The organism is Deltaproteobacteria bacterium, from assembly GCA_020845895.1.
In the GTDB taxonomy this organism is placed as follows: Bacteria; Lernaellota; Lernaellaia; order JACKCT01; family JACKCT01; genus JADLEX01.
The window spans coordinates 1-25,828 of record JADLEX010000045.1; the positions used below are offsets into that span (position 1 = coordinate 1).

Below are 25,828 nucleotides of genomic sequence, written 5' to 3' on the forward strand. Positions count from 1 at the left end.
ACGCCCTGATGTCGCGGCGGCTGCTCTCAGGGCGGGTATGGAAACTTTTCGTTCTCGGGTCGGACCACACGTTGTTACGTCGCGGCGGCTGCTCTCAGGGCGGGTATGGAAACTCGACCGGCTCCACCATGGCCGGCCCCATGCAGTCGCGGCGGCGGCTCTCCCGCCTCCTCCAAGGCTTCGGCGAGGCAGGCAGGGCGGGTATGGAAAGTTTTTGCGACCAGAATGACCGCTTCCTCCGAACGGTGTCGCGGCGCTTGCTCTCGGGGCGGGTATGGAGAGGGTTTTACGGAAAAAGCCGTGGCAGTATGTTTCGTCGCGGCGCTTGCTCTCCCGCCTTCGCAAGGCTTCGGCGAGGCACGCAGGGCGGGTATGACCGCGACTGCGTCGCAGGGTCGTTGGTTGGTGGTTGGTGGTTGTTGGTCGCGCTGGCGCGAGGGGCGGGTATGGAATCTTTCTTCCCGATAGCCGACGAGAGATGGTACTCGAAGTCGCGGCGGCCGCTCTCCCACCCGGCACAGCCGGGGGCGGCTGTGCCACATGACCCGACGAGGGTTCGCTGGGCGGCGGGTGCGTCGCGTTCCGGAATTGCCGATCTCCCTCTCCCGTCATGACGGGAGAGGGCTGGGGTGAGGGCTCTTGGATGGGGTGAGGACCCTTGGCCGTGGTGGGGGCCCCTGCCTGGGGTGAGGGCCCTCGGCCGGGTGGGCGGCAACGTCGCGGGCGGGGGCGCCCGCGCCACACAATGAGAACTGCTTCGCGTTCTTCGCGTCTTCGCGTCTTCGCGGTGAAAATTCGGTGCTGCTCGACGCGGCGCTGGACATGTCCGACGCGTTGTATTAATCGATATCCGTTCCCTTGAAATTCGAACCGGCTTCAACGCGTCGCTTTTGACATCATATCGATGAATCCGAGCAGCCCGTGATTCCCTGCGGCGTTGCGCGGTGCGCATCGAGGTGTCGAGGCGCGGCGGGCACGGCGGGAGAATTCATGGCGCGCGATATCGCCGAGCAATTCGATGCCCTCACCGACGAGGAACTCTGGATTGCCGTTTATCGCGACCTGCGTGTGGAGCTGTTCTGGACGCTGGCCGCGAGATACCGCGGCGACATCGTGTTTTATGCGATCAAGATGGCGGCCCGCTCGAGCAGCTCCGAGGATCCCGAGAGCGTAGCCGAGGAGTTTTATCGCTGGTGTCTGGCGGACGAGCTGGCGCGGAAGTGGCGATCCTTTGATCCCGAGCGCGGCTATCGTCTGAAAACCTACACCAAAACCATCGTCCCTTCCCTGTGGGCGGCATATTACGAACGCGAGCTGTCGTGGGCGGCGAACTTTTTTGTTCGCGGCGCCCGCGTGGATGGTTACGGCATCCCCGTGATGCCCAAAACGGGGACGTTCGCCGTTTCCGCGGATACCATCGTCGATGTTTATCGGCGGATTCTGGCCGCGCGGGAACTTGTCAATCAGCTCAAGGGCCGCGAGGCATATATTCTTCAATCCCTTTGGATGCCGGTGTGGCGGGAATATGGAGAACGCGCGGCGAAATATCTGCGGGAGCGCCTCGGGCTCGATCCCGCGCGCGAAGCCCGGACCATGCTGCGTCTGGCCCGGACCGGAGGCGAACTCGCGGTACGCAACCGTCTGTGCAAAAAGTTGGGCATGACCAAGGGGGCGCTTTTCACCGCCACACACCGCGCCAAGGCCGCATGGACGGCCCTGTGCGTCGCCCACGGCCAACTGCCCGAGAACTGAGGCCGGCGGCCAGAACGGGACCCGACAAAAAATTTCGCGATTTCCGTAAGATCCGCGCCGATACACGGGTATGAAGTAGACGGATTGGCTTGCCCTTTTCGACCGGCGCCTTTAACGAGGACCTGGGTCGAGTTGCGGCGCATCGACCGAGTTTGATTGCGCCTGTTTGCGGCGCAAGAGGTGCGGCGAGTGGCCGGAAATTCGGGCCCCAAGGGGCCATCCGATAAACCGTTGGATCTCGCCCGTTCGTTGGCGGAGCTGGCCGGCAAGGGCGCGCATGGATCCGACGACGCCGTCTGGAATCTGGCGGTGCGTGTCGGACTCTATCTGCGCCGCGGTGGACGCATCGAGCTGTCCGCCACCCTGCCCCATGCGGCGCGGATTGTGCTCTCGCAAATCGCCCGGTTGAACTTTCCGGCTTCGTACGACCGCTTGGCGCGGCGACTGCGCCGACGTTCGAATCCGCTCGACCAGAACGCCGCGCTGGAATTCCTGCGTCGCCGCGACGACGCGCAGGCGGCGTGGCACGCGGTCATGGCCGTCATCGACCCCGCGAGGTCGTGCGGAGACGCGGAGGCGACCCGGCGGATGGCCGAAATGCACCGGTTGTGGACCGCGGACGAGGCGTTCTTCACCGAATTCGCGTGGGCGTTTTTTGAAGCCGAAGACTGGACGATGTGCGAGCGTCGGATGTTGTTCGATCCGGTGATCGCAGCGGAATACCCGTGGTTCACCCTCTTGCCGCGTGCCTGGGACGAGGTCTGGCTCGCGCCGCCGATCGGGCCCGCGGCGGATGTGTCGGCGCGGCAATCAAGACCTGGACTCGGCTCGCGCACGCATTCGGCCGCCATCGATCGTGCGTTTCGGCGGGTGCTCGACCTGTCGCCGCGGGTCGGAAAGGCGGCCATTCTCCAAGCTCTCGCCCCAGGGGCGGCGGCCGCCGACGACGAATCACAGGCACGTCGTTTCGCGTTCACTTCGTTGGCGGATCGACTTGCCGGCGAAATCGGCGTGCTGCGCGTACGCGTGCGTGCGCCGGGGGAGTGTCCCGAGATCACCGGGGGCAAGGACGCGATCGTCGAGGTGGATGTGGCGGTTGACCGCGCGGGCGCACTGCGCTTTGTCTTCGGCGATGGAAACGGGACGGCACGCACGGACGCCGACGGCGCGGTCGTCCATCTGGGCAAGCGCTGGGCCAACGTGAAGGACGGCGTTGCGGTGATCCGTTGTGACGATCCGGCGGAGTTCTATCGCCGCCTCCGCGCGCTCCCCGATTCGCTCGCGGTGGTCTGGATCGACGGTAGAATTCTCTATGGAGAGTCTGTTTCCGCCGAGAACGCCGCGGGCGACACCGCGCCGCCATGACGGCCGCGCTATTGTGGAGACGACTTCGCGCGGCGGGCCACGATCCGATCCGCCTCGCCCGTCTCTGCCAAACGCTTCCCGATCTCCTGGCGCCGATTCTGACCGACGAAGCGCTGAACCGAGTGCTCGAGTCCGGCCGGGCTTGGCTCGACGAGTCCGCGACGGCGACATTGACGCGCGTGCGGGATATCGCCCAGGCGGGCGAGCGCGAATTCGGAGAAACCGACGAACGATTTCACGACGTCGCGCCCTGCCCGATCGTTTTCGCATGGCGAGCGTCGCCGGGATCGTCATACGCACCCGCCGCCGTGGTGGAGGGTGTCATTCGGATCGGCGCCCAGCAGGGACGCGTGGGTCGGATGTCTTTTCAGCATGCCGTCGAAGAAGCGCTCACACTGGCCGACGCGATGGTTCCGGGGCCCGAGCGGCCGATCCTGCGCTTGCGCCGCGAAGAATGGGCGACGCTGCTCGACGACGGCAGCGCGGGTTTTGCCGTGTTCTTTCACGCGGTGAGCCTGCTGCTGGCCGTGCCGGTGATGGGGAATCTCGCGATTTCGGCGGGGCTGGAGAACGGCCGGCTCGCGCCCGCCGCGCGCATCGCCGACAAGGCCCGGGCGGTGCGCCGGTCGGGGCGTGGCATTTTCGTGGTGTGCGGCGACGACGCGGCGCGCGCCGCGGTGGACGCGGAGCCGTCGCTCTCGGTGATCGCACTGCCGCAGGGAGCGTCGGCGGTGACGGCGTTCGGTATCGCGATCGGCGAGCTCATTCTGAAGTGCCTTTGGCAACCGCTGCACATCGCACCAACCGCGCGGTTTCTGCTCGAGCGCGCGCGGATCTCGGGTCGCCGCGGATTTGACGTGCTCGACGACCTCGGACGCATTGTGATGATGCTCGCAATGTCCCCGCCGCCGCCGTGCGAGGACGAGGATCTGGACGCGCTGCGCCTCGACGCCCTGCGGCTCGATTGCGCCCTGCTGGCCGAGCGCGGGCGATGGGACGCGCTGGCACGCGCGCTCACCGATCTCGACCGGCTCCTGCGCGACCTCGAGGCGGATCGGGCGTGCCCGTCGAATTTCGAGGATGCCTACTGCGACTGGCCGCTGTTCATGGCGGCGTTCTGCCGAGGCATCGGGCGCGGAACCGATATCCGCGAGCACCTGGCCGAGGCGCGGCACCGTGCGTCGAAATTCTGGCCGCCGAACCGGCGGCGCGTGGAGAGGATTGCGGAACTCGAGCGGGTCTTTCTGGCTTGACCGGGTTCAGGATTGCGGGCGATTGTCCGCAACGAAATCCACGCACTTCTTCTTTTTTACGTCTAGCCAATTCAGGATGCGTGTTCCGCACAGGAATCCGAAATAGGCAAAAACGGACGCGGCAACTCCCGAGCCGATTCCCCATACCAAGAGTCGTTTGTCGCCATCGGGATAAAGCGAAAGGCTGAGCCCGGCGAGAATCGCGGCGACAACCGCGACCGCCACCGCGCTAATGTTGAGGTAAGCGATCTGGCCGAGGCGGGTATTGATCTTGGACAGCGAGAACTCGTGCAGGGCTTTGATCTCCGCGTCGACCTCCTCGAAGAGGCGGACGTTGCTCATGTTCCGGTTCCACAGGTCGAACATCTCGATGCCCTGCTCCTGCGAAGTGATCTCGCAAAACCAGTACTTGTTGTGGAAGAGCAGGAAGTCCTGACGCAGATCCTCGATCTCCCTGGCCAGCTCGGGGTGGTCAACGCCCCGGTCGTGGATCTTCTGTGTGATCTCGGCGCTGCGTTCCGAGAAACGCAGGAGCCCCGCGCGCAGCGTGACGAGCAGATTCGCCATCTGGAAGTACATGGTTTCGAAGTCGCGGCGCAGTTTGGTTCGCGCAAACCAGTTTTCGTCGCTCGTGCCTTGGACCAGCATAACGCCGCCGTAGCGGCAGAATCCGTAGACCGTGCCCAAGTCCCGATAGCGCAGGTAGAGCGAAGATTCGAGCAGATGGTCGCGGATGAGCGAATTCTCGTGGTAAGTGTTCTTCGCCGGGTCCGCGAAGACCAGCCGATAAAGGAATTCGCGGTATGCCTGAGACTCGCCCGTCAGTTCTCCGAACGGGTTCTGGGGTTCACGTGGGTTCGAGGACATCGTCGCCCCAAGCGGCGTGAATCCCGTGATGCTTTCGTGGAGATACGTATAAGACCAGTAAAATCCCCGCTCGTCGAAAATCGGTCCCTCGACTTTCAGGTCCGGGCAGCGGATGTCGGCTACGAATCGGTCTATCCAGAACTGGAAGTGGCGACCGATATACCCATCTTGTGGGCTGTCGGACTGGTTTCCCATGACGAAACAGTCGAATCGAGCTCCGAAGTCTTCCGAGGCTCCCTGGCCGTCCGCACTTGGAACGTTGGTGAAGTTCCCTTTCTCATCCAGGAAGCCGAAACGCACGAAATTTGGAAGCTCGCCGATACCCTTCTGCGAGGCACCCCATCCTTCGTCGGGCCGATGGTCGGCGTTTCCCCGAAACATCTCCGCTTCGCCGATATCCACGAACGACGGCCCCCGACGGCGAAGCAGATTCGTCACGTCGAAGGCGTCGGCCATCGTCAGGAGCGTCTGATTTCCCTGCTGAGCGACCTTGCGGCTGTCCCAGACGACTTCGATCGAAAGGATCGCCACGTCCACGTCGTAGAGCATCACCGCGACGTCTTCGACGCGAAGCCGCACGAATCGTTCCGATTCCTCCCGATCCATCCGTCTCGGCAAACCGATCTCGACGTAGAGGTTTTTCTTGCAATCGTCCTTCAGATTGTAGACATAAAGCGCATCGAGCGACCCGGATCGATCAGCCGCCTTTTGGTTTTGCGGCACGAACAGCAGCTTTCGCGCGTGCGGGTGGAAGTAGACGTATTCGGCGTAGGTATCGGGACGGCCGATCTGGATCTCGGGCGAAGCGGTTTGAAACCACGCTCCCGAGAGGGATGCCCGTTTGCTCGCGGGAATGGACTTGAACGAGCCCGCGGCGAGCCGCAGCGGCAGGAAGAAGAAGGACTTGTACAGCCACACGCGCTCGGCGTCCGGGGTCTGCGTCATCGTGCGTTCGCTCCGTTACTCGTTCTAGACCAGTCGACCGTAACCGCTCGACGTTTTCGCGCCGATTCCGTCGTTCTTCAAGGCTTCCAGGAGAATCCGCATGGCGAGTGCGGTCCAGTCCCGTTCTCCCTCGAGCGCGATCAGGAACTTCGTGCCCGGCGCGACGTTGATGTACGCTACAGGGGTCGGGCTGTCCCAGTCCGCGGGAGGCGAATCGTCGCCCCGATAATAGTTCGGGTGATGCACGGTCATCACGTCCGGAAGGAACGGCTTGCCTCCCGGACCGCTGCCCGGGATGTACCACGCGTCGTGGAAGATCACGCCGCCCGCGCCCGCCACGTGGCCGAACAGCAGGTCGTGCGTGGTGAAGTCCCAACCGTGTTGCTCCTCGTTTTCACGTCGCTGCTCCGGCGTCCATGCAGGCGAGGGCATGTACTGCTTGCGGACCGGATCGGTCACGTCGTCGGACGTCGCATGTTCTTTCGCGAGCCCGCCGTACACGCGGCGGCAGGTGTGCGACGCGAGGCCCTTGAGCGCCGAGCCGGGCAGGATCGGCACGCCGTAGGTGCGATGCAGCCGCAGCGAGGTTTCGAGCACGCTGTCCGCTCCGAGACCCACCGCGATGCGGGAGGAGGCGGAGACGGGACTCTGAGAAAATCGATCGGCATCCGCGAATCGACTGTTCCAGCGCTCGAACGCCCCTGAGTAGGCTGGTCCGAACGAATTCAGTCCGGCCAGCTTGACGTACAGCTGCTTTTCGGAATCGTGAGCCGGCTCCCCCAAGCTCGCCACATAACGTTCGAGCGCGAGTCCAGCATGGCTGAATGCGATGAGGTTGGGGTCCGGAAAGTGGTTTCTGCGCGCCTGGACTTCCGGCATCAGCGATCTCCTCGTGCGGCGTCGTTAGTGGGATCGAGGCCATAGATCCCCTCGGCGTAGCGCTTGTACCAAATGGACGCGTCGAGAACCTGGCGCGTCGCGAGCGCATACTTCCGAGTGTCGGGGAAGGATTGGATTTCCGTCTGCACCGTGTTCTGCGTGTATCCAAGAATCGCAGCCAGGTCAGAGAGCACCCAGCCGAACTCGGGCTTTTTCTGCTCGTCGTACTTACTGGCGATAAACGCCACGGCCTGCGAGAGGCCGTTCGTCAGAACGAGATACGGCAGACGCATCCAGAGTCCGCCGTACTTTTCCATCTTGTCCTTTTTCGCGACACGAGCCGGCGTCTGCATGTGGACATACGCGAGACGGGCCCATTTCTGCGATTGAATCTCCGCCATCGTCGTCCTCCCTCAAGCGCCCGCGATGAAGCGGGCGACGCCGCGGCCCACGGTGGCCTTGCCGCCGAACTGCGTTGTGCGGTCGGCTCCGGCGGCGCCGACGGCGTGATCCAGAACCTGTGCGTCCGTCAGGTTGACGTCGCTCTTACGGGATTTCTCGCCCATCGCGACGCCCCACAGCAGGCTCTCCGCAGGGAGGGCTTCCTCGTACCAAAGCTGGCCGTTGGCGACCGTCTTGGTGTCTTCCGCGATCCGAATCCGCGCGCAGATCTCGGTCGCGGTTTCATAGAGGAAGGCGAAGTCGTCATCCGAAACGATGACAAAACGCGCTTTGAAAAGTGCTCTCCACGTCGCGGCGGCGGAATTTGGCGTTGCTTGGATGGGCCAGAGCAATGATGAGAAATGCGTCGCCCACAAGTCGGCTGTCTCATTGCCGGGACTCGTGCCGTTAGGCGGATTCACAGCGACCTTCAACTTCAGATCTTCCAGATAGACTGACCCCGCCGCGACAACCCCGCCATTGGCGGGAGACTTCGTGAAAACGTCGGCGTCCGCGAAGTCGAACTCAAATTGAGCCGGAGTGCCCATCGCGTCCCGCCGATACCGCTCCAGCACCATCGGCGACGTCACCCACGCGAAAGTGCCGTACAGCGAACGCACGGGCAGGCACAGCAGCCGCGCGTCGCCGAACACGATCGCCCCCGCATAATCGCTCGCATTTCCGGTCTCGGGGCCGAAGACCGCCGTCTTTTGATCGTCCGCCAGACTCGATTCCGCGCGTAAAACGCCCTTGACGGTGCTGCCGGGCACGATGGGCAATTTCGTCGCCTTTTCGCGCGCGATGGGCAGGTCGACGAGGCCGATGCCCTGTCCCGTTCCGGCGTGCAGCGGCGAGAGCGCGTGGATGAAGTACATACGTTTCGCGGTCATGATTTCCCTCCTCGCGCGTTCACCACGCGCCCCAGACGGCGAGTCCGAAGCCGTCGTGTTTAAGATTCGCCAAACCGTTCGACTCGGGCGCGTCGCCGTCGCTCATCGAAGACGCGAGCCACAACGCATCCGGGTTCACTTCCGTGTTGTCCACCTTCTCGAAGAAATAGACCGACCCCGCCGGCGTCATCCGACGCAGCGGCTTCGGCCCGCCTTCGATCCACTTTCCGTTTTCCAGGCGACGCTTGATCTCCCAACCTGCCAGCGGCTTCCATCGCGGAATGCGTGCGCCGACGAGCTCAACCTCCGTTTGGGTCCCCGGGATTTTGCCCTTGAATGTTTGTGGGTCGATCCAGTGGGGTCGCCAGCCACCGGCGTAGATGGCTGGCGTCACGAGCACCATGCACAGTTGGGTCGCCGATTCGACGGTCGTTTTCCACGTCGGGGGCACAGTTGGCCAAGCGTCAACGACCGAGAAGTCCGCAAACCGCCCCTCGCCACCGATGCGGTGCGTGTAGCCGTTCAGACCGTCCGCGCTCGTGTTTCCCGTGTCGACGATCTTGACGACGAGCCCGGTCGTGACTTCCTTGCCCTGAAAATCGATCGCCTCCGTCGAGAACAACATGCCGGGTACTCCGGCGTAGTTGCCGCCTATCGCCACGTGCGTGCGCCGGTCGCGCTCGAGGGAAATGCCGCCGATGGACGACTGGTCGATCGACTCGCCCCCAGGGATGAGCCACTGACTTGCGAGATCTGTGACCTTCCAGAAGTCGCACGCCTTCCCGTATTCGGGTTTGCCGGCCTTGCTATTGAGCGGAAGTCCGACCGGTTTGAGACCGCCGGGCAGATTGCATCCGGCTCCCGGCAACTCGACGGGCCGCAACCGATGAAACGCACCACCTTCCGGATACGCATCCGCGGGCGCGGGGACGTAGACCTCGCTTCCGACGCGCAGCAGCGGCCCCTGGAATTTCCAGTTCACGACCGTGTCGGCCATGGCCTGGGGGAAGTCGTCGTTGTTTGCCTTTCGAACGATGGCTGTGCGCAGAGTCCCGGCCACGGCGCTCGGCGTGGGAAAGGGCAGCGACACCGCGCCACCCGCGCCCGTGTCGAAGGGTTTGGGATCGCGAAAGATCAGCGGACTGTTGGGAGTGATGACCACGCACGTCATAACGCGCCTCCTTGCTGCGCCGCCGGGGCGTTCGGAACATCGACCGCCTCGCCGGAGTCGAGATAGGCCGGCAGCAGGGCGCGCGCCACAATGATCTCCTCCGCCATCTGCCGGAGAGACAGCCAAGCCTGATGTGCGAACGCCTCTTTCACAGTGTCGTTCGCCTCAGTCGGTGGCTCGGGAATCCGGTCGAGAATCATCTCGCGGACACGCTTCGTCAGTTGGTCTTGTTCGCCTTTCTGTTTTTTACCCAGCAGGCGTTTCAACTCGACGTGGAGCAGCTCCGCCGTGACCCAAGTTTCGCCGTTCTGATCCGTGATCGGCCCGGTCTGGCTAGCGTTCCCATAGTGGCGTGCGAGCGTGCGCATCTCGTATGCGAGGCGGTCTGGAATCAGATCCTCTCGCAGCAGGTGGACCCATCCCTTCATCCGCGTGACGGGGCTGGTGTGTTCGTGATAGGCGTCGCCATGCGTCGCGTCGGGCCACGCCATGCGCAGTTTGATCGGCGCGCCGGAGCGTTTATAGAGGTGAAACGCCACGGCGTTACCGCGTTTGCCATCGGCCTCCGCGAGTCGTTTATCCTCGGGGATCAAATTCGCGTTCGCAAACTCCCAACGCCCGCTCTTGGCGTCCTTCTCGGCGTCATGGGCGTTCTTGATCATTTCGCCCGCCATGGGCGTGAGCATGTGGACGATCGCCACGCCGACCGAGATAGTGCATCCCGTCACGTTCGTTCGAAAGCTCTGCTGAAGCGCTTCCACGCAATCGAGCATCCGGTCGAGCGGCACGAAGGCCAGCACGTCATCGCCGCCGGCGAAGATCGCGCTGCCGTTGGCGGCGGTTTCGACAATTTCATTCACACTATTTGCAAACGTCTGCATCCTCTGTGAGATTTCGCGATTCTCCTGAGGTGTCTTCGCGTCGCGGATCATCTTCCCCATCCCGTCGCCATCGCAGGCGATGACGGCGAGATATGGGCAAGGGGAAATTTTCGCACCGGTGACGATGTCTTTCAGGTCCTTCAGGTCTTCGACGTAGCTCGGGTAATCGCCCTTCAGACTGTCCAAGCGATCCGCAAAGAGTTGGTGGCCGTCGAAACAAAAGTCGCCATAACGGGTTTCATTCGTGTAGGAGAAGAATCCCGAGCGATTTTGTCCCTTCAGGTCCTCCAATTTTTGCCGGACCCCCAATACGGCTTGCTTCTGTCGATCGCCGTCGTCTCGGCGCATGACCCCGCGAATGAACGGATCGACCGCGATGCGCGAGCCTGGCGGAAAGTGCTCGTCGCCGGCGAGGCGTTTCACAAGGCCGGGCAGGTCGAGCATTTCGCCAGGTTTAATGCCCAGCTCGGCGCGGTGGTTGCGCCGATTGTCCGCCTCGAGCAGGCGTTGCAGCACGGACTCGCGACGCCCGTCCAGCGACGATTTGGAGACGCGATGCGCCTGAAGGCTCGGAACGAAATCGCTGAATTCCTCCCGGGCGTCTAACAGGCGTTCTACCTGAGATCGACCTGCCCGAAAATCGTTTTCATCGAGAGGAACCCACGCCGAATAGAACTCCACGCGCTGCTCGACTTTTTGCTCGTTCCAGACGTTGTCGTGAAAACCCAAATCGGGACCGTTGTTCAGCTTGTCTTGAACATCGTCGATCGCGTCATTCCACGGAGCGTACGCACCGACTCCGGCTTTCCCGCTCGCGTCACGTGGATCGACGCCATCGGGCAGGATCGCGAGGACTCGATCCGAGGTGGGCACGGGATTCACCGAGCCGTCTTCGCGAAAATGATCGTTCAGCGGCGGCGCGATAAAATCGACTCCGTGGACCGCTCTCTTGAGGGCCGCCGCTGCGGCCAGCGCCGTCTTCTCGACGAAGTTCGACGACCAATGCAGATCGCGCGACCGGCGCGACGCTTCAATGAATTCCTGCACCGGCCCCACCGAAAACATGAACAGGTGTTTTGCCATCTAGTAAATCCTCCTGCCGCCGTTGTTCTTCACCCACTCGCGAAACGCCGTGAGCACCTTCTGGCCGGCGGGGGCGGTCGTGACGGCGGGCGATCGCAACGGCTGATAACGCACCCCCGTGTCCCCCGCGCCCGAAATCGTGTCGAACGGCGCGGCGCTGCCTTTGACGTAGCGGTCCTTATCCTCGGCGTTCGGTGCCGCGTGCGGGTCCATCAACACGACCTGCCCATCGGGCGGATCGGTCTCGAACCCCACGATGACGGGGAGAAACTGGTCCTCACCAACCTGAATCGCCTTCGTGATGACCGGACTCGCCAGACGGTCTTGAATTTTTCCGGCGGAATCGATCCACGCGAGAGTGAAGTTGTGCTGTTCCCTGTTGTCCCAGCCTATCGGTTTCCCAGTGATTTTGTCCCTGCGAAGCACAAAGCCCGGGTCTGGATTCGCGTAGGGCTGGTCCTTCCAATCTTTGTTTTGAAAACGGGTGATGATCGGAAGACCAAGTGAAGAACGCGGCCAAGCGGGGTCACCGAGGTGCTCGGTGTGCGGGGTGTGTTCCCACTTCGTAAATGGCTTTGGAATCGCGGCCAGTTTGCGAATCTTGTCCGGCTCCGGCCAGTCGGTGCGACGCAGGCGATGCTTCTTTTTTGGCTTCCCCGGTCGTGACTCGTCCTGCCGGAATCGCTTGACGAATCCCACCGCGGATGCCCAAGCGTCCTTCACGTTGGTGGAATCGTCGCTGCCAATCTGCATCCACGACCATCGCAGATTGGGAATGTGCCGCGCCCATTTCGGCGGCTTACCTTCCGGTCGAACCCAACCCAAGGGGTGTTCAATCGCCGGATTGGATTTCGAGTCCAAAAACTTCGGACACACGTCCTCTGGACTCAAATATCCGGCGACACCGGACAGCACTTGGATCGTCCCAGCGCCGCGTCGTGTCCGACTACCGTAACCGCCGAAACAGATCCAAGCCCGAACCGCGGTCATGACGTCGTCGCTCAATGCTTTGGGGAAACCGAGTTCGAGCGTGAACTGCTGGTGGACGAAGAGCGGATCGGGATTCTTTCCCGGCGCCGGTCGCGACGAAAACATCGCATAAGCGCTCGCACCGCCGATATCGTCCGGCCAAACGATCGGCAAACCGTCCGGATCCTCCCCGGATGTCTCGTCCGGCTCGACCGATACAGCCACCGCCGACGGCTTCGACTCATACTCCGGCTCCGTCCGTCCGGGCTTCGGTGGGACCTGAAAGTGAACGCCCCCCCAGATCTCCTGCTCATTCTGAAACAGTTCATCGATCGATTTGAATTTCGCGAAGTCCTGCGTCGCCCGCCACCAGAAACGAAGGTGCCCGCGCACCGACGCCGCGCGGATCGGCTCGATCTCGTGGAACTTGCGCGGCTCGACGCCGCCGCCGAAGACGGGCGTCGCCACCCGCAGACGCACGCTGAACGATGTTCCGGCGTGAACCTCGATCGGAAGAGCTTCCGTTGCCGGTGCAGTGTGATGTGCCAGATTTCGTCGCGGGGACACGGTCGCGTTTCTCCTCAGAACACCAGCCGGTAGGCCCGTTGCTGCGCGGTAAAATAGGTCAGGAACGAATCCAGCGCGTTGTCCGCCGCCGTGCCCGTGTGATGTGCATTCATCGGCGCAACGCGAGCAGCCTTGGTGCGGTCGTGAAGCTCCGCCGCCGTCGGGCGATACGGCAAGCCCGGGTGCGCGCCGGGCTGAGTTTTCACCACGAGATCGCCGACGAGTTGCCGCGGCTTCACGCCGTTCAGCACGAGCGCCATGGCGCAGTAACGCACCTGATCCTGCGCATTGCGGAACGCGAAGGGCCGGATGATGAGCGGAGAGCCGAAGCGATCGGTATCTTCGTGCGTGAGCATGGCGTTCGCCGGCTCGTCTTTTCTGGGATCGTTTCGATCATCCTTGAACTTGAAGATGATCGGCAACCCGAAATCCGCTCGTGGGAAGAAGATGTCGTCATTCTGATGAGGCGGATGCGCCCAATTCGCGGGTTTGTGACCGCGCCCATCCGCCAACCGGCGCAGCGCATTCGGTTCCGGCCACTTGCTGCGTCCGGGATGGTTGGCTCCCGCAGGCGCAGCGTCGCGGCCATCGGGCGCTTGCCGGAACTTCTGAAATTCCGTGACGGCGGCCTTCCACGCCTGATAGGGGTCGGGGAACGACTGCGTGCCGACACGCAGCCGCGCGCCTTCGAGCGTCGGCCAGTCGTGAGCGGTCTCTTCGACCGCGGGGAGGCCGATGCCGATGCGACCGGTAAATTCCGAAAATGCGGTGGCGGTGCCGAGTTCCGCGCTCGCGGGGACGCGGTCGATATCCATCAGTGCGCCGAGCCCCCGCCGCGTGCGCGCCCCGATGCCGCCGAACAGCACCCAGCAACGAAACGCGGCTTCGACATCGGCCTTGGCCGGCGCGCCGAGCCGTGAATGATCGAGATGCAGCGTGAATTCCACGAACCGCGTGGCAAACTGTTGATTGTGACCGACGCGGACCTTGGCCGTGGGGACGGGCGCGTTTCCCTGAAGCTCGGCACTCGGACGCTGGAGAGGAAAGAGAGCGTATCCCGCGCCCGCGCCAAATGCCCAATTCGGCAGGGGTTTTGGCTTGTGCGTGTTGGGATTCACCTCGTGCACGCCGGCCGGAATCGTCACACCCTTCTTCGGCGCGTTTCCCCACTCCACCCACAGCTTGACTTTGGACTCTTTCGACTCTTCATCGCCGCCCAGCGCGGTTCCGCCGAAGATCTCCGCCTCGTCGGCCCGCAATTTGGCTAGGCCGTCCGTCCCACAGTAACGCTGCCGGTGGCCGACCAGCGCGCGCCACCAAAAACGCAGGTGTCCGCGGATCTCGGGCACGCGGATGGGATCGGCATCGTCGGACTGCTGCGCCTGCGCCCCGCCGCCCATGATGGGGGTGATGACACGCAGGTTGTACGACTTCACATCCGTGGTTTTCGCACCCGGAGTCGGCTTCGGATCTGTCGCCAGGGCTCTACGAGGGGACATGCAGCCTCCGTCTCTTCGTCTCCCCTTTCATACGGACAGCACTTGGAGGTTCTTACAAAATATTTTCCTCAGTCGAAATTTTTCGTTTTTCGCAGGCCGTCGTGAGTTGTAAACACCGGTTGAAAAATGAAGCGGTTCGCCGGGTGGTCCGGCGATGGTTGGAAGGCGTGTCGCTCCTGGTTATTTCCTGTTCGGGCAGGTCAGCGTCCAACTCGATCCGAGACTGCATGTACTGACGTCGCGATCGCGAGTTCAAATGGTTTGCTCTGTTGTGTTTGATTTGGAGTTACAAGCGGGTGCCGAGTCCTCCTGCCCGGCAGGAGACCGCGACGGCCGAGCACGACATCTCCAAATTGTCTGCTCTCGCAACCAATCTCCAAGGACGGCAATCGGGATCCCGATCTTCCTACGCGCGATCGGCCGTATTCCAACTCATCGCACGCAGTCTGCCGCCATCATACGACATCGCGGGTCATACGGCAGTTGGCACGAGCGGATTCTTCCCGCGTCAATTCCGCGTACGTCCCTCCTCGCCCGCAATCCAATCGTTTCGAGCGAAGACGTGCGGGAGTTGCCGCGCCCGCGACGCCGCGACCATCCGCGCGCCGCGAGCGCACCGAACGTCGGCATTGTAAACGTCGAGCAGGATCACGACGTCCGACTCTAAGCCCTTGAACGCGCCGAAGGTCGTGTGCAGGAGCATTCCATCGCGGTCGAGGGGATCGGTGGAGAGCGCGAGACCGGCGAGCGACTCCGCGGTCGCGAGCACCGAATTGCGCCGCGTGTGCGGCGTGAGAAGCACGATCTGGTCGGGGGTGATCTTCTCTCGCGCGGTCAACGTCTCGATCAGCTCCGCGAGGTCTCTCAGCGTCTCCCGCGGATCCCTCCGGAGATGCACCACGACGTCTTCGCCCCACGGCGCGTCGAGCGGGCACTCGACCGCGTCCCCCGTGAGGGTCGCGAGCGTCTCGGCGATGCGTCGCGCGTTGCGGAAGTTGTGCCGCAGGTGAAAGACGGTCTCGAACGCGGGCACGGTCGAGGGACGCCCGAAGATGGCCTGGCGCGGATCGAGGAACGCGAAGATCTTTCCCGCCGATTTATCGGCGAGGAGGTCTTCGAGGATCGCCCACCAGTCGGGCAAAAAGTCCTGCGCCTCGTCGACGACGATCGCGTCGAACCGTGGCATCGCGCCGAGCGTCGGGACGAGTTGGAGTATGGGCTGGAGCGCGTTGCGCCGGAAGTTTTTGAACTCCGATTCCGAGAGCGGAGTGACGGTGCGTTCGCCGCGCCAGAAACGCAGGGATTCGTCCGCGGCGGAGGCGATGCGCGGGAGCGTCGACGCGGTCCAGAGCGTCTCGCGCGGGGCGTCGAGCGGCCGCATTTCGGAGGGCGCGCACTCGCTGAGCGGAAACGCGACGACATCGCCGAAGACAAACGGGAGTTCGACGAATCGCCCGGCGAAGAGGCGATTGAGTCGGCGCAGGAACTCGGCGCGCAACTCGTGGAGCGACGCCCGGGCCTGCTCCCACGGGCTTTTCTTTATGATCTCGTCGCGGCCGTCGACTCGGCGAACCCACGTGCCGTCGCGCCATCCTGGCTCGCCTGGCGCAAGGCGAGGCCTCGGTGAAGGAGCTCGCCACGCCCTTCGCCATGAGTCAGCCGGCCATCTCCAAGCACCTCAAGCTGCTGGAGCGGGCCGGGCTGGTCAGCGTCGGACACGACGGTCAGCGTCGGCCGCGGCGGCTGGTGGTGGCGCCGCTCAGCGAGGCGCGCGCCTGCATCGAGCGCTTCCGTGAAGCCTTCGAGCAGAACTTCGCGCGGCTCGATGTCCTCCTCGGGGAGTTGCAGCAATAGCCGCACGACCCCAAGCGCGGCAAACCCAAACTCAAGTGAGGTCAGCGATGGAAAAGGCCGAGGTCAGCTTGCCGAGTGACCGCGAAGTGAAGGTGGTCCGTCCATTCAAGGCACCGCGCGCGCTCGTGTATCGCGCCTATACCGAAGCCGCGCTGCTGCGCCGCTGGTGCGTCGCGGAGCCGGGCTGGTCGATGCCGGTCTGCGAGATGGACGCGCGGGTCGGTGGCAGCTACCGCTGGCGCTGGCGTAACGAAGCCGATGGCAGCGAGTTCGGCTTCAGCGGCGTCTTCAAGGAGCTCGAGCCGGGCGCCAAGATCGTCCACACCCAGTTTTACGACGCCGGCGACACCGGCATCGGCATGGGCGACGGCGACGCCACCGTCACCGTGACCATGTCCGAAAGCGGGGACGTCACCACCGTCACCACTCTCATTGACTTCGGCAACAAGCAATCGTGCGACGACTCGATGGCCACCGGCATGACCGACGGCATGGAGCAGAGCTACCAGTTGCTGGACGAGGTGCTGGCCGGCCTGCCCAGCAGCGGCGACGGGGCGCGCTCCTAGATCGGACGCTCCGCTGCGTTTGTACGTCGCCGCGATGGGCCCGGGCTCGAGATAGGCTGCGCCCGCCGCGTCAGCACCACGTGCGCGGCTTGACAATCGCTGAGAAGGGCCGTTCCATGCGCAAGGATATTGCAATGGGGCTTACATATGAAACGCTTCCTTTTTTGGTCGACCATCCCTCTCCTCCTCACCGTGATGGCCCTCGGGATTTCCTGCGATTCCGGCGATGACGACGACGATTCGGGCGTGGGAGCCGCGAACGACGACACGGATGATGACGATACCGGCGATGACGACGTGAGCGACAACGGGCTCTATGAGCGCTGCATGGCTTTTTACGTCGATTGCATGGGTTACTCCGAGGACGATGCCGTCGGGTACTGCGACATTCTTCCCGATGTGACCGACGCGTGCCAGATCGAGGCCCATGGCCTTTATTTGGATTGCATGGAAGCCAATATCGATTGCGAAGACTTTTCCGCGGAAGAGTCTTTGGCCTGTAGCGAGGCACTCCAGACGGTTCTGGAAGCCTGCTGAAAATCTCCGCCGACCGCGGCCTACGACATGACTTGACGCGTCTCGCGTTCCGAACGGACGACGCGATCGCCATGCGGCGTCGCATCGTCTGCCTCGCGCAGGGCTATTTCGTCAGCACGACATGCGTGGCACGCTCCGACGCCACGTGCTCGGCGCATTGGTAACCGAGGCTCGCCGTGTCGATTCCGACGAAGAGGTGCTCACCCCGGCCCAGCAACGCGGGACCGATGACGAGGTGCATCTCGTCGATGAGCCCGGCCGAGAGGTATTCGCGGACCGTGGCGACACCTCCGCCGAGGCGGATGTCTTTGCCGGCGGCCGCTTCGCGCGCGCGGTCCAGCGCGGCGTGGATGCCGTCCGTGACGAAGTGGAACGTAGTTCCGCCCTTCATCGTGATGGGCGCGCGGGCATGGTGCGTTAGCACGAAAACCGGCACGTGGTACGGCGGATTCTCGCCCCACCAGCCCTTCCAACTGTCGTCGTTCCAAGGGCCGCGTATCGGTCCGAACATATTGCGTCCCAGGATCCAAGCGCCGAGGTTTTCAAAACCGCGCGCGGCGAATTGATCGTCGATGTCCTCGCGGCCCGGTGCGTCGCCGATCAACGATCCGGCGAAATCGGCGTGGATCTTCTGAAAGGTCTTCGTGCCGAGAACCCACTGGTGCAGCGCCATCCCCCCGACGCCCATGGGGTTGTCCAGCGACTGATCGGGTCCAGCACCGTAGCCATCGAGAGAGATTCCAAACGCGTTCACGCGCAGCTTCGACATGCGTGTGTCTCCTTTCGGGTTCAGGCCATTCGCGTCGGGATCCGCAGGATGCGGATGGTGACGCCCACGCCGATCGCGGCGAGCGCGAGCCGAACCCACCAGAGCCCGGCCGGCACGACCGCGAAGATGGAAACCGCGAGCGTTATCCAGAGCAGAACGATCGTGGTGATCTTCGACGAGCGCGGAATTCCCTCGCCGCTGACGTACCGCCGCAAATATTCGCCGAAGACGCGGTTGCCGAGGAGCCATGCGTGCAAGCGCTCTGAACTGCGTAAAAAGCACGCCGCGGCGAGCAGCAGAAACGGCGTGGTCGGGAGCACCGGAACCACGATGCCGATCGCTCCCAGAACGACGCAGACGACGCCCGCCGAAACGAGCAACGAGCTGCGCAGTCGGTCGGGCGCTCGGTCCATGGTCGTTTCATTCGCGTCGAGATCGAATGTCGCTTCGCGCGCGTTCTCGAACTCGCGCGACGCGGCTGGGTGACCTGTCACGTATTCCGCTCCCATGGCGTCGGTCATCGCCCGCGGCACTGACGTTACATACGGTCGGCCCGCGTTCGTCTCACGAATGCGACGATCGTTCAAGCTGTGAAGGCTCGATACGGCATGACGCAAGTGCGATGACGTATGCTTGATCACATTGGCATAGCCGGCCGGAGTTTTTAAGTTGCGTGCAGCATTCGCTTCTGGAGATCGTATGTCCACGAACCCATCGCGTTCGAGAACGTTGCGCAAATCCACGGGCAAGTCCGTACTCAGGTCCCGGGCGCGATTGGGCGTGAATACGGCCGCTGCGGACGAGTCCGCCTCACGGCTCATCGACGGACGCATCGGCGAACTCGGCGATTGGCGGGGTGAGACGCTCGCGCGCATGCGCGCGCTGATCCACGAGGCCGAACCGGGGATCGTCGAGGAATGGAAGTGGATGGGCACGCCCGTTTGGTCGAGCAACGGGATCGTCTGCACGGGAGAGACGTACAAGCAGGTCGTCAAGCTCACATTCGCGCGCGGCGCGAGCATCCCGGACCTTGCGCGGCTTTTCAATTCGAGCCTGGACGGCAACGTTCGGCGGGCGATCGACATCCGCGAAGGGGAAACGGTGGACGCGGATGCTTTCCGCACGCTGGTGAAGGCGGCTGTGGAGAGGAACGAGCAGGCGAACGTGAAGCCCGCCGCGAGAAAGCCCGCCCCGGACGCGAGCGCATCTGCTCCCGTGAAGCTCCTATCCGGCGGCAATCCGCAAATCCCGAAGGGCGACGGCGACGCCCCGGTGCAGGCATACATCGCCGCGATGCCGGGTTGGAAGCGCGACGTCGGCCGCCGGCTCGACGCGCTCATCGTTCGGAACGTGCCCGGCGTACGCAAGGCCGTGAAGTGGAACTCGCCGTTCTACGGCATCGAAGGGCGGGGATGGTTTGCGTCGGTCCACGTCTTCACGCGGTACGTCCGCGTGACCTTTTTCAACGGAATCGCGCTTCGCCCCATGCCCGATGGCGGCACGCCGAAGAGCGGGGAGTCGCGCTGGACCGACATTCACGAAGACAATTTCGACGAGGCTCGAATGGCCGAGTGGGTCAAGCAGGCGGCGGCGTTGCCCGGATGGGTTCCTTAGCCGACCGTTCCGGCGCTCACTCGTCCCCCTCCTCCATCACCTGACGCACGCGACGCAGAAGCTGCGACGGTTCAAAGGGCTTGTGCAGAAACAGGTTCTCCGAGATCGTCTCGCCGACATACTGATTGACCCATGCGGCGTCATTGCCGGAGATGTAGATCACGCGCATGTCCGGTCGCTGCGGCCTGAGCGTCTTGACGAATTCCACCCCGTTCATGAGCGGCAACACCACGTCCACGATCGCCATATCGATCGAGCCCGGGTACGAGGTGCCGATCGCAATCGCCTCGGAAACCTGCGAGGCCGCGAGGACATTGTAACCGCCGCGCTCCAGCATCCGCTGAATGATCTGCAAGACTTCCCGCGAGCCCTCGACCAGCAGAATCGTCTCGCTGCCGCGAACGAAATCCGTGGCCGTCGGTGTCTTCTCCAACTCCGGGGACTCGCCCGCCGCCGGAAAATAGATGTGAAATGTCGCGCCGCGCAGCGGCTCGCTCTCGACGAAGATCTCCGCGGCGTGATGGCGCACGATTCCGTAGACCGTCGCGAGTCCGAGTCCGGTTCCCTCCTTGCGGGCCTTGGTCGTGAAGAACGGCTCGAAGATCCTCGCCCGGGTTTCCCCGTCCATTCCGACGCCGTCGTCACTGACGGTGAGCCGCACGTACCGCCCCTCGGTGAAGGGGCCGTGCGGGACGTCCCGCGCCTCGAAGCGCGCGGTGCGGATCGTGAGACGCCCGCCGCGCGGCATCGCGTCGCGCGCATTGATCGCGAGATTCAGGATCACCTGATCGAGTTGCGTGCGGTCGGCGAGGATCGCCTCGACATTGGGATCGAGCATGGTGTCGAGCACGATGTGCTCGCCGATCAAGCGCTCGAGCATCTTGCGCATTTCGGTGACGACCGCATTGAGATTCAGCCGCGTCATGCGCGCGCTTCCGCTGCGGCCGAATGCGAGGAGCTGATTGGTGAGCGTCGATCCGTGTTTGGCCGATCGCTTGATGCCTTCCACATCCTCGCGGGCCTGATCGCCGAGGCCCGCGTCACGGAGCAGGAAGTCGGCGTAACTGAGAATCGCCATCAGGACGCTGTTGAAATCGTGCGCGACCCCGCCCGCGAGCAACCCGAGCGATTCCAGACGGCGTGACTGGCGCAGGCGGTCCTCGATCTCGCGCAGGGACTGCTCCACGCGTTTCTGATCCGTGATGTCCTGCAGGATCGCGATCACGTGCGAGACGTCCCCGTGCGTCGCGCGGACGGGCGCGAACGACGCCAGCGCCACGCCGATATGCACCAGTCCCCGTCGATAGAGCACCTCGCCGCGATAGGTGCCGCCATCCCGAACCTTGGCCCAGATGCCGTCGAACTTGTCGCCGAGGCGATCTCCCGTCAGAAGACTCCGCAGGGAGACGCCGGGCAGCGTCGAGGCGGCCTGCGCGAAGAGTCTCCCCATGGCCGGATTCGCCCACTCGATCACACCATCGGCGTCGGCGATGACGACCGCGTTGACCGCGGCGTCGAGCGCCGCATGCATCAGTTTCCGCTGCTGTTCGGTGAGTCTCGCCGTCGTCTGGTCGTCGGCGATCACGACGTAGTGCCCGACGTGGCCGTTCGTGGACACGGCGAACGCGTGAATGCCGAGGCAAAATCGTTTTGACCGGCCGTCCTCGCCGGGCCGGTGAATCCAGCATTCGGACACGCTCACGGTGTTGCCGTCGCGCAGCGGGGAAAGGCAGAGCTGCGGAGTCGAGTCCTCGAACAGGGCGTCGTCGAAAAGGTTGACGTTGCCGGCGGCGAGTCCCGGCGACAGCTTCAAAAACGCGTCGTTTCCGCGAAGGAATTCCCCTTCGGGACTGAAGATCGCGACAGGACCCGGGCTGAACTGGATCAGGTCGTTCAGCGTCGTGTCGACGCTTTGCAACACCTGCTCGGCACGGCGATGCGCGGTCCGGTCGCGCACGACGATGAACTCGGCCGGCTTGCCGCCGTACTCGATGACGCTGGAATTGATGTTGAGCGTCAGAACCTCGCCCGCCTTGTGGCGGATGCGAAACTCGAGGATGCCGAGTTCGCGCTCGCCGCCGATGTGCCGGCCGTACGCGTTCACGAGCAGCGGAATGTCTTCTTCGACGATGAAGTCCGTGAAGTGCATGCCGAGCATTTCCTCGGCGCTGTACCCCATGATCTCCTGCAGCCGGCGATTGGCGGACTGAATGCGGAAGTCCTGAACGATCAGGATGCCGTCATAGCCAAGGTCGTCCAGATGCGATAAGCGCTCTTTCTCTTTCTGAAGATCGCGGATGACTTCGCGCAGGCGCTTGTTCTCGGCTTCGAGGCGCTCCACCTGCTCCGACTTCAGATCTTCGAAGACTTCGACCGAGGGCGACATGCAACCACCGCTCAGAAATCGACACCCGCCCGGAAGCCGGTACGGACCATGTTGGAGGAGACGACCATGTTTTATATATCACAGGTTTCGACACGGGCAATCGTCGACCTCAGCCTGCCGCGGGGTTTTTCGGGTTCGTCGGCCGACCCGCCGCACCCGGAAAGACGGGAAAGCGGATTCCCCAGGGCGTTTTTTCCTCATCATTCCCAAAAATCTGCCGATTCGTAGAATTGATGGAAATGTCATCGGGGTGTTGCGTGCGCATTCGGGTATGGGTGTCGTTTTGTCTTTTCGCCGTCGTGCCCGTTTCGACGTCGTTCGCCTCCCCGGAGGTCTGGAAGGATCTGGACGGTCTCGTCCATTGCCAGAACGTCGGTGTGGCGCCCGAGCAGATCTATCCCCAGCTGGCCGGCGAAGAAGTCCAGGAAACCGGCGTCATGCCGATCCCGCTCGAGACGCTGCGCAAGGCGTTTTGGGTGGAGCACCCCGATTCGACGCAGGCCACCGTGCACGAACTGCTCGCCGACTTCGGCGTGACCTGGACGCCGGTGTATTTGCGTCCGCCGAGGTGGAGCGTGGAAGAGGAGACCGTCATCGCGACGGGCATCCTCTCCGAGACGCAACTCGCCATGGTCGCCGACCGCGTGAATCAGCACAGCCAGACGAAGGCGTCCTCGGAATCGCTGGGCGTCGTCCTGCTATTTCGCGATCTGGTCCCGGAGCACCTTCGTACGCGCGAGGTGCTGATCCGACTGACCGACGGCGAGGTGTTGGGTTGGCCGCATCTGGCCGTTTCGGGCGATCTCAACATCCCGGCCTTCACGTGGCGACTGACGCTCGAAGCCGGAAAGGACCGCCCGTTCCTGGCGGAGTGGCCGGTCGTGGTGGGCAAGACCACGACCAAGACCCCGCGCACGCCGCAGACGGTCTACTGCACGATGCTGCACCACTATCCGCCATGGACCGACCCGGAGACGAAGAAGTACGTCGGCCCCGGCCGGCACAATCCGCTGGGCATCTGGAAGCTGATGCCCACGGAGCCGAAAAAGGTCATCTGGTACTACCACGGCACAAATCAGCCGAAGCTGCTGAATCGGACCTACCGGGCGTTTTCGCACGGGTGCATCCGCAACCGGAACGAGAACATCGCCCACCTCGCGCTTTTCATGCTCACGCGCAATTCGGGCGTGCAACTGCCGACGGGGCAACTGGCCGGGAATCTCGACGTGTACGGCGAAACGAGGACGCGTCTCGTGCCCCTGTTCACCTCGGTTCCGGCCGTGAATCGATACCATTGCCTCGACATCGTCGCCAATCCCGTGACCGGCGAAGCGGAACTGGCCGCCTACCCCGACGTCTATTGGTTCCGTTCGGACGACGGCAAGACGCACCGCACCGTCAACGCGGACTACCTGTCCGAAAAACTCACCGCGCTCGGATTCGACACAAGCAAACTCGCGCCGACGGACGTCGCCGTCTTCGCGAAGCAGTTGTCGGCGATCAAGCAGTCGGTTCGATACGGCGTTTCGCAGCTCAAGCTGATTCTCTCGGCGGGAAAGGACTCCGACGGCGTTCCCGTGGCCGAGAATCCGAAGGCCAAGACCGTGAATTAGACGACGCGCGGGCAGCCCGCGCCATGAACGGTACGCCATGAACGCGCGCGGCCCAACGGACCAGGTTGGTCGACGCATCGTGGAAGCGATGGCGACGCCGGTCTTCGCCTGCGACGCGAATGGTCGGGTCATCGAATTCAGCCCCGCGTTCGGCGAACTGTTCGAAGATGCGAAAATGCCTGAGCCGGGCGTCGCGATCGACGAATTGTTCGGAAGCCGAATCGCGGAGTTCGTTCGCGACCGCATCCGCGAGTCCATCGCCGACCCCGACGGCGCTCCCCGCACCGTCCGCGTGCCCGAGTATGCGGCGACCTCCGACGCCGAAAGCCCGCTGGCCCCCCTGACGGAGCTCACGTTCATTGCCGCACACGACGCGTGCGTTGTTCTCGTGCAGTCGTCCGCTCTGCCCCTACTGGTGGACGGGCCGTTTCGCAGGCGGATTCCGCTTTTCGCGCTCGCCGAAAACACGCGCGACATCGTCTTCATGACCGATGCCGACGGAGTCGTGAATTATGCCGGCGCCCCGCTGCGCGAGGTGACGGGGGCTTCGCCCGAACGCATCGCCGGCCAGGACATGGCGTCGTTCTTTCACCGGGATGACCGCGACGCGATCCGGACGCTGTTCGAGGAGGTCCGTGAAGGACAAACCGGGTTCCGCGACGGCGTGCGGATCTTTCACGAAGACGGTCACATCCTCCGTTTGACCATCAGCCTCTCGCCGCTGTGGTCGCGGACGAGCGAGTTCGCCGGGACCATCGGCATCGCAAGGGACACGACGCGCGAGCACAAGTTGGAGCGACGTCTCGAACGGACGCGCAATCTGGAAATGATGCGCAACCTCGCCGAGGGCATCGCCGGCGATTTCAACAACATCCTCACCGGCATCATGGGAAACTTGAGCCTTCTGCGGGCGATGGTGCCCCGGGGGGATCTGCTGTGGGGGCCGCTGGGACGCATCGAGCAATCTGCCGAACGCGCGGTGCGTCTTACGCAGCAGCTCATCGCCTGCTCGCGCGGCGGGCGCGGTACGCCTCAGGCGCTCAACGTCAACGATGCGATCCGCCGATGCGTCGAACAGCACGAGATCCGCCGGGACGCGGAAATCGTGATTCGAATGAATCTCGCCGAACCGGCGACGGTGATCTACGCCGATCCCGCCTACATCCGCCAAGCCATCGACAATTTGCTCCAAAACGCGTGGGAAGCCACCCCGGGCGGCGGAACGGTGACGATCCGTACGGATCGAATCCTGATCTCGCCCGGAATGGAGTCGGAACTCGGTCCCGGCGAATACGCGCGGATTGTCGTCAAGGACACGGGGGTCGGCATCGAGGAAGAACACCTCGGCCGGATCTTCGAACCGTTTTTCACGACCAAGTCGATGCGCCGTGGGCTCGGTCTCACGGCGGTCCACGGGATCGTCTCGACCCTCGACGGCTCGGTCGATGCCGCCAACACGCCCGAGGGCGGCGCGATCCTCACCGTCTGCATCCCGATGGTGGGCGGCCGGAGCTATCCCCACGAAGAGGATCGACCGCGTCCCCTCGACCTGTCCGTACTCGTGATCGACGATGAACGCGTGGTGCGGGAATTTTGCGAGGTCGCGCTCGCGGGCAGCGGCGCACGCGTCACGGTCGCCGAGACCGGCGAAGAAGGGATCCAAACCTTCGCCGAGGACCCCGATGCCTTCGACGCGGTGCTCCTCGATCTGGTGCTCGGCGACATGCCCGGCGAACTCGTCTTCGCCCGGCTGCGTCGAATTCGACCCGACGTCCGCGTGATCCTTTCCTCCGGCTTTCCGCAGGCGATCGACGACGCGCGCGAACCGGGCCGCTTCGACGGCGCGGCGGGCCTGCTCGTCAAACCTTTCGACATCAACCGGCTCGTCGAAATCCTGCTCGGCATCACCGGCGCCAACGCGGACTGA

The 25,828-nt window shown here is 63.6% G+C and carries 21 protein-coding genes; 9 read left to right on the top strand and 12 right to left on the bottom strand.

What is annotated here, in order from left to right:
* Positions 1 to 990 precede the first annotated feature (990 nt).
* The 3 genes from IT350_05305 to IT350_05315 all read left to right on the top strand — a co-directional run bounded on the left by IT350_05305 (position 991) and on the right by IT350_05315 (position 4,370).
* Positions 991 to 1,752, top strand: a complete 762-nt coding sequence (locus IT350_05305) for a hypothetical protein (protein ID MCC6157450.1) — start codon at positions 991 to 993, stop codon at positions 1,750 to 1,752.
* Positions 1,753 to 1,983: 231 nt separating this feature from the next.
* Positions 1,984 to 3,117 carry a hypothetical protein gene (locus IT350_05310; GenBank protein ID MCC6157451.1) on the top strand — a complete coding sequence of 378 codons (1,134 nt, stop codon included), beginning with the start codon at positions 1,984 to 1,986 and terminating at the stop codon, positions 3,115 to 3,117.
* Positions 3,114 to 4,370: a hypothetical protein gene (locus IT350_05315; protein MCC6157452.1), complete on the top strand. Its 1,257-nt coding sequence runs from the start codon at positions 3,114 to 3,116 to the stop codon at positions 4,368 to 4,370. The genes IT350_05310 and IT350_05315 overlap by 4 nt, the downstream gene beginning before the upstream one ends.
* A 6-nt stretch (positions 4,371 to 4,376) precedes the next feature.
* Here the strand turns inward: IT350_05315 and IT350_05320 are convergent, their stop codons facing one another.
* The 9 genes from IT350_05320 to IT350_05360 all read right to left on the bottom strand — a co-directional run bounded on the left by IT350_05320 (position 4,377) and on the right by IT350_05360 (position 16,060).
* The gene (locus IT350_05320; GenBank protein ID MCC6157453.1) at positions 4,377 to 6,182 is read right to left on the bottom strand and encodes a hypothetical protein; all 1,806 of its coding nucleotides are present in this window, start codon (positions 6,180 to 6,182) and stop codon (positions 4,377 to 4,379) included.
* A 24-nt stretch (positions 6,183 to 6,206) separates the two neighbouring features.
* Positions 6,207 to 7,061: a type III-B CRISPR module RAMP protein Cmr6 gene (cmr6, locus tag IT350_05325; protein ID MCC6157454.1), complete on the bottom strand. Its 855-nt coding sequence runs from the start codon at positions 7,059 to 7,061 to the stop codon at positions 6,207 to 6,209.
* A complete protein-coding gene (cmr5, locus tag IT350_05330) occupies positions 7,061 to 7,462 on the bottom strand; it encodes a type III-B CRISPR module-associated protein Cmr5 (protein ID MCC6157455.1) in 402 nt (133 codons plus the stop codon). The genes cmr6 and cmr5 overlap by 1 nt, the downstream gene beginning before the upstream one ends.
* A gap of 12 nt (positions 7,463 to 7,474) precedes the next feature.
* Positions 7,475 to 8,392 carry a type III-B CRISPR module RAMP protein Cmr4 gene (cmr4, locus tag IT350_05335; GenBank protein ID MCC6157456.1) on the bottom strand — a complete coding sequence of 306 codons (918 nt, stop codon included), beginning with the start codon at positions 8,390 to 8,392 and terminating at the stop codon, positions 7,475 to 7,477.
* Positions 8,393 to 8,411: 19 nt separating this feature from the next.
* The gene (locus IT350_05340; protein ID MCC6157457.1) at positions 8,412 to 9,563 is read right to left on the bottom strand and encodes a hypothetical protein; all 1,152 of its coding nucleotides are present in this window, start codon (positions 9,561 to 9,563) and stop codon (positions 8,412 to 8,414) included.
* The gene (cas10, locus tag IT350_05345; protein MCC6157458.1) at positions 9,560 to 11,500 is read right to left on the bottom strand and encodes a type III-B CRISPR-associated protein Cas10/Cmr2; all 1,941 of its coding nucleotides are present in this window, start codon (positions 11,498 to 11,500) and stop codon (positions 9,560 to 9,562) included. The genes IT350_05340 and cas10 overlap by 4 nt, the downstream gene beginning before the upstream one ends.
* 27 nt (positions 11,501 to 11,527) lie before the next feature.
* Entirely contained in the window at positions 11,528 to 12,976 is a 1,449-nt protein-coding gene (cmr1, locus tag IT350_05350; GenBank protein MCC6157459.1) for a type III-B CRISPR module RAMP protein Cmr1, read from the bottom strand.
* Positions 12,977 to 13,077: 101 nt separating this feature from the next.
* Complete coding sequence (cmr1, locus tag IT350_05355) at positions 13,078 to 14,562, bottom strand: type III-B CRISPR module RAMP protein Cmr1 (protein MCC6157460.1); 1,485 nt, start codon at positions 14,560 to 14,562, stop codon at positions 13,078 to 13,080.
* Between the two features lie 508 nt (positions 14,563 to 15,070).
* Positions 15,071 to 16,060, bottom strand: a complete 990-nt coding sequence (locus IT350_05360) for a hypothetical protein (protein MCC6157461.1) — start codon at positions 16,058 to 16,060, stop codon at positions 15,071 to 15,073.
* 92 nt (positions 16,061 to 16,152) lie between these two features.
* Between IT350_05360 and IT350_05365 the strand changes: the two genes are divergently transcribed.
* From IT350_05365 to IT350_05375, 3 genes are all read left to right on the top strand, one after another.
* On the top strand, positions 16,153 to 16,416 hold the full coding sequence (locus IT350_05365; GenBank protein ID MCC6157462.1) for a helix-turn-helix transcriptional regulator: 264 nt from the start codon (positions 16,153 to 16,155) through the stop codon (positions 16,414 to 16,416).
* A 47-nt stretch (positions 16,417 to 16,463) separates the two neighbouring features.
* Positions 16,464 to 16,982 (top strand): SRPBCC family protein, encoded by a 519-nt coding sequence (locus tag IT350_05370; protein ID MCC6157463.1) that lies wholly within the window; start codon positions 16,464 to 16,466, stop codon positions 16,980 to 16,982.
* A gap of 147 nt (positions 16,983 to 17,129) precedes the next feature.
* A complete protein-coding gene (locus tag IT350_05375) occupies positions 17,130 to 17,519 on the top strand; it encodes a hypothetical protein (GenBank protein ID MCC6157464.1) in 390 nt (129 codons plus the stop codon).
* 103 nt (positions 17,520 to 17,622) lie between these two features.
* On the opposite strand, the gene IT350_05380 is transcribed toward IT350_05375, so the two are convergent.
* Together IT350_05380 and IT350_05385 are read right to left on the bottom strand one after the other, a co-directional pair.
* Positions 17,623 to 18,288, bottom strand: a complete 666-nt coding sequence (locus tag IT350_05380) for a dihydrofolate reductase family protein (protein MCC6157465.1) — start codon at positions 18,286 to 18,288, stop codon at positions 17,623 to 17,625.
* A 20-nt stretch (positions 18,289 to 18,308) separates the two neighbouring features.
* On the bottom strand, positions 18,309 to 18,701 hold the full coding sequence (locus IT350_05385) for a YbaN family protein (GenBank protein ID MCC6157466.1): 393 nt from the start codon (positions 18,699 to 18,701) through the stop codon (positions 18,309 to 18,311).
* Between the two features lie 460 nt (positions 18,702 to 19,161).
* On the opposite strand from IT350_05385, the gene IT350_05390 reads away from it, so the two are divergent.
* On the top strand, positions 19,162 to 19,902 hold the full coding sequence (locus tag IT350_05390; protein ID MCC6157467.1) for a DUF1801 domain-containing protein: 741 nt from the start codon (positions 19,162 to 19,164) through the stop codon (positions 19,900 to 19,902).
* Between the two features lie 16 nt (positions 19,903 to 19,918).
* Here IT350_05390 and IT350_05395 read toward each other — a convergent pair whose 3' ends face one another.
* Positions 19,919 to 22,288: a PAS domain S-box protein gene (locus IT350_05395; protein ID MCC6157468.1), complete on the bottom strand. Its 2,370-nt coding sequence runs from the start codon at positions 22,286 to 22,288 to the stop codon at positions 19,919 to 19,921.
* Positions 22,289 to 22,545: 257 nt separating this feature from the next.
* Here IT350_05395 and IT350_05400 point away from each other — a divergent pair, with 257 nt between their 5' ends.
* Entirely contained in the window at positions 22,546 to 23,901 is a 1,356-nt protein-coding gene (locus tag IT350_05400) for a L,D-transpeptidase family protein (protein ID MCC6157469.1), read from the top strand.
* Between the two features lie 37 nt (positions 23,902 to 23,938).
* Complete coding sequence (locus IT350_05405; GenBank protein ID MCC6157470.1) at positions 23,939 to 25,828, top strand: PAS domain S-box protein; 1,890 nt, start codon at positions 23,939 to 23,941, stop codon at positions 25,826 to 25,828.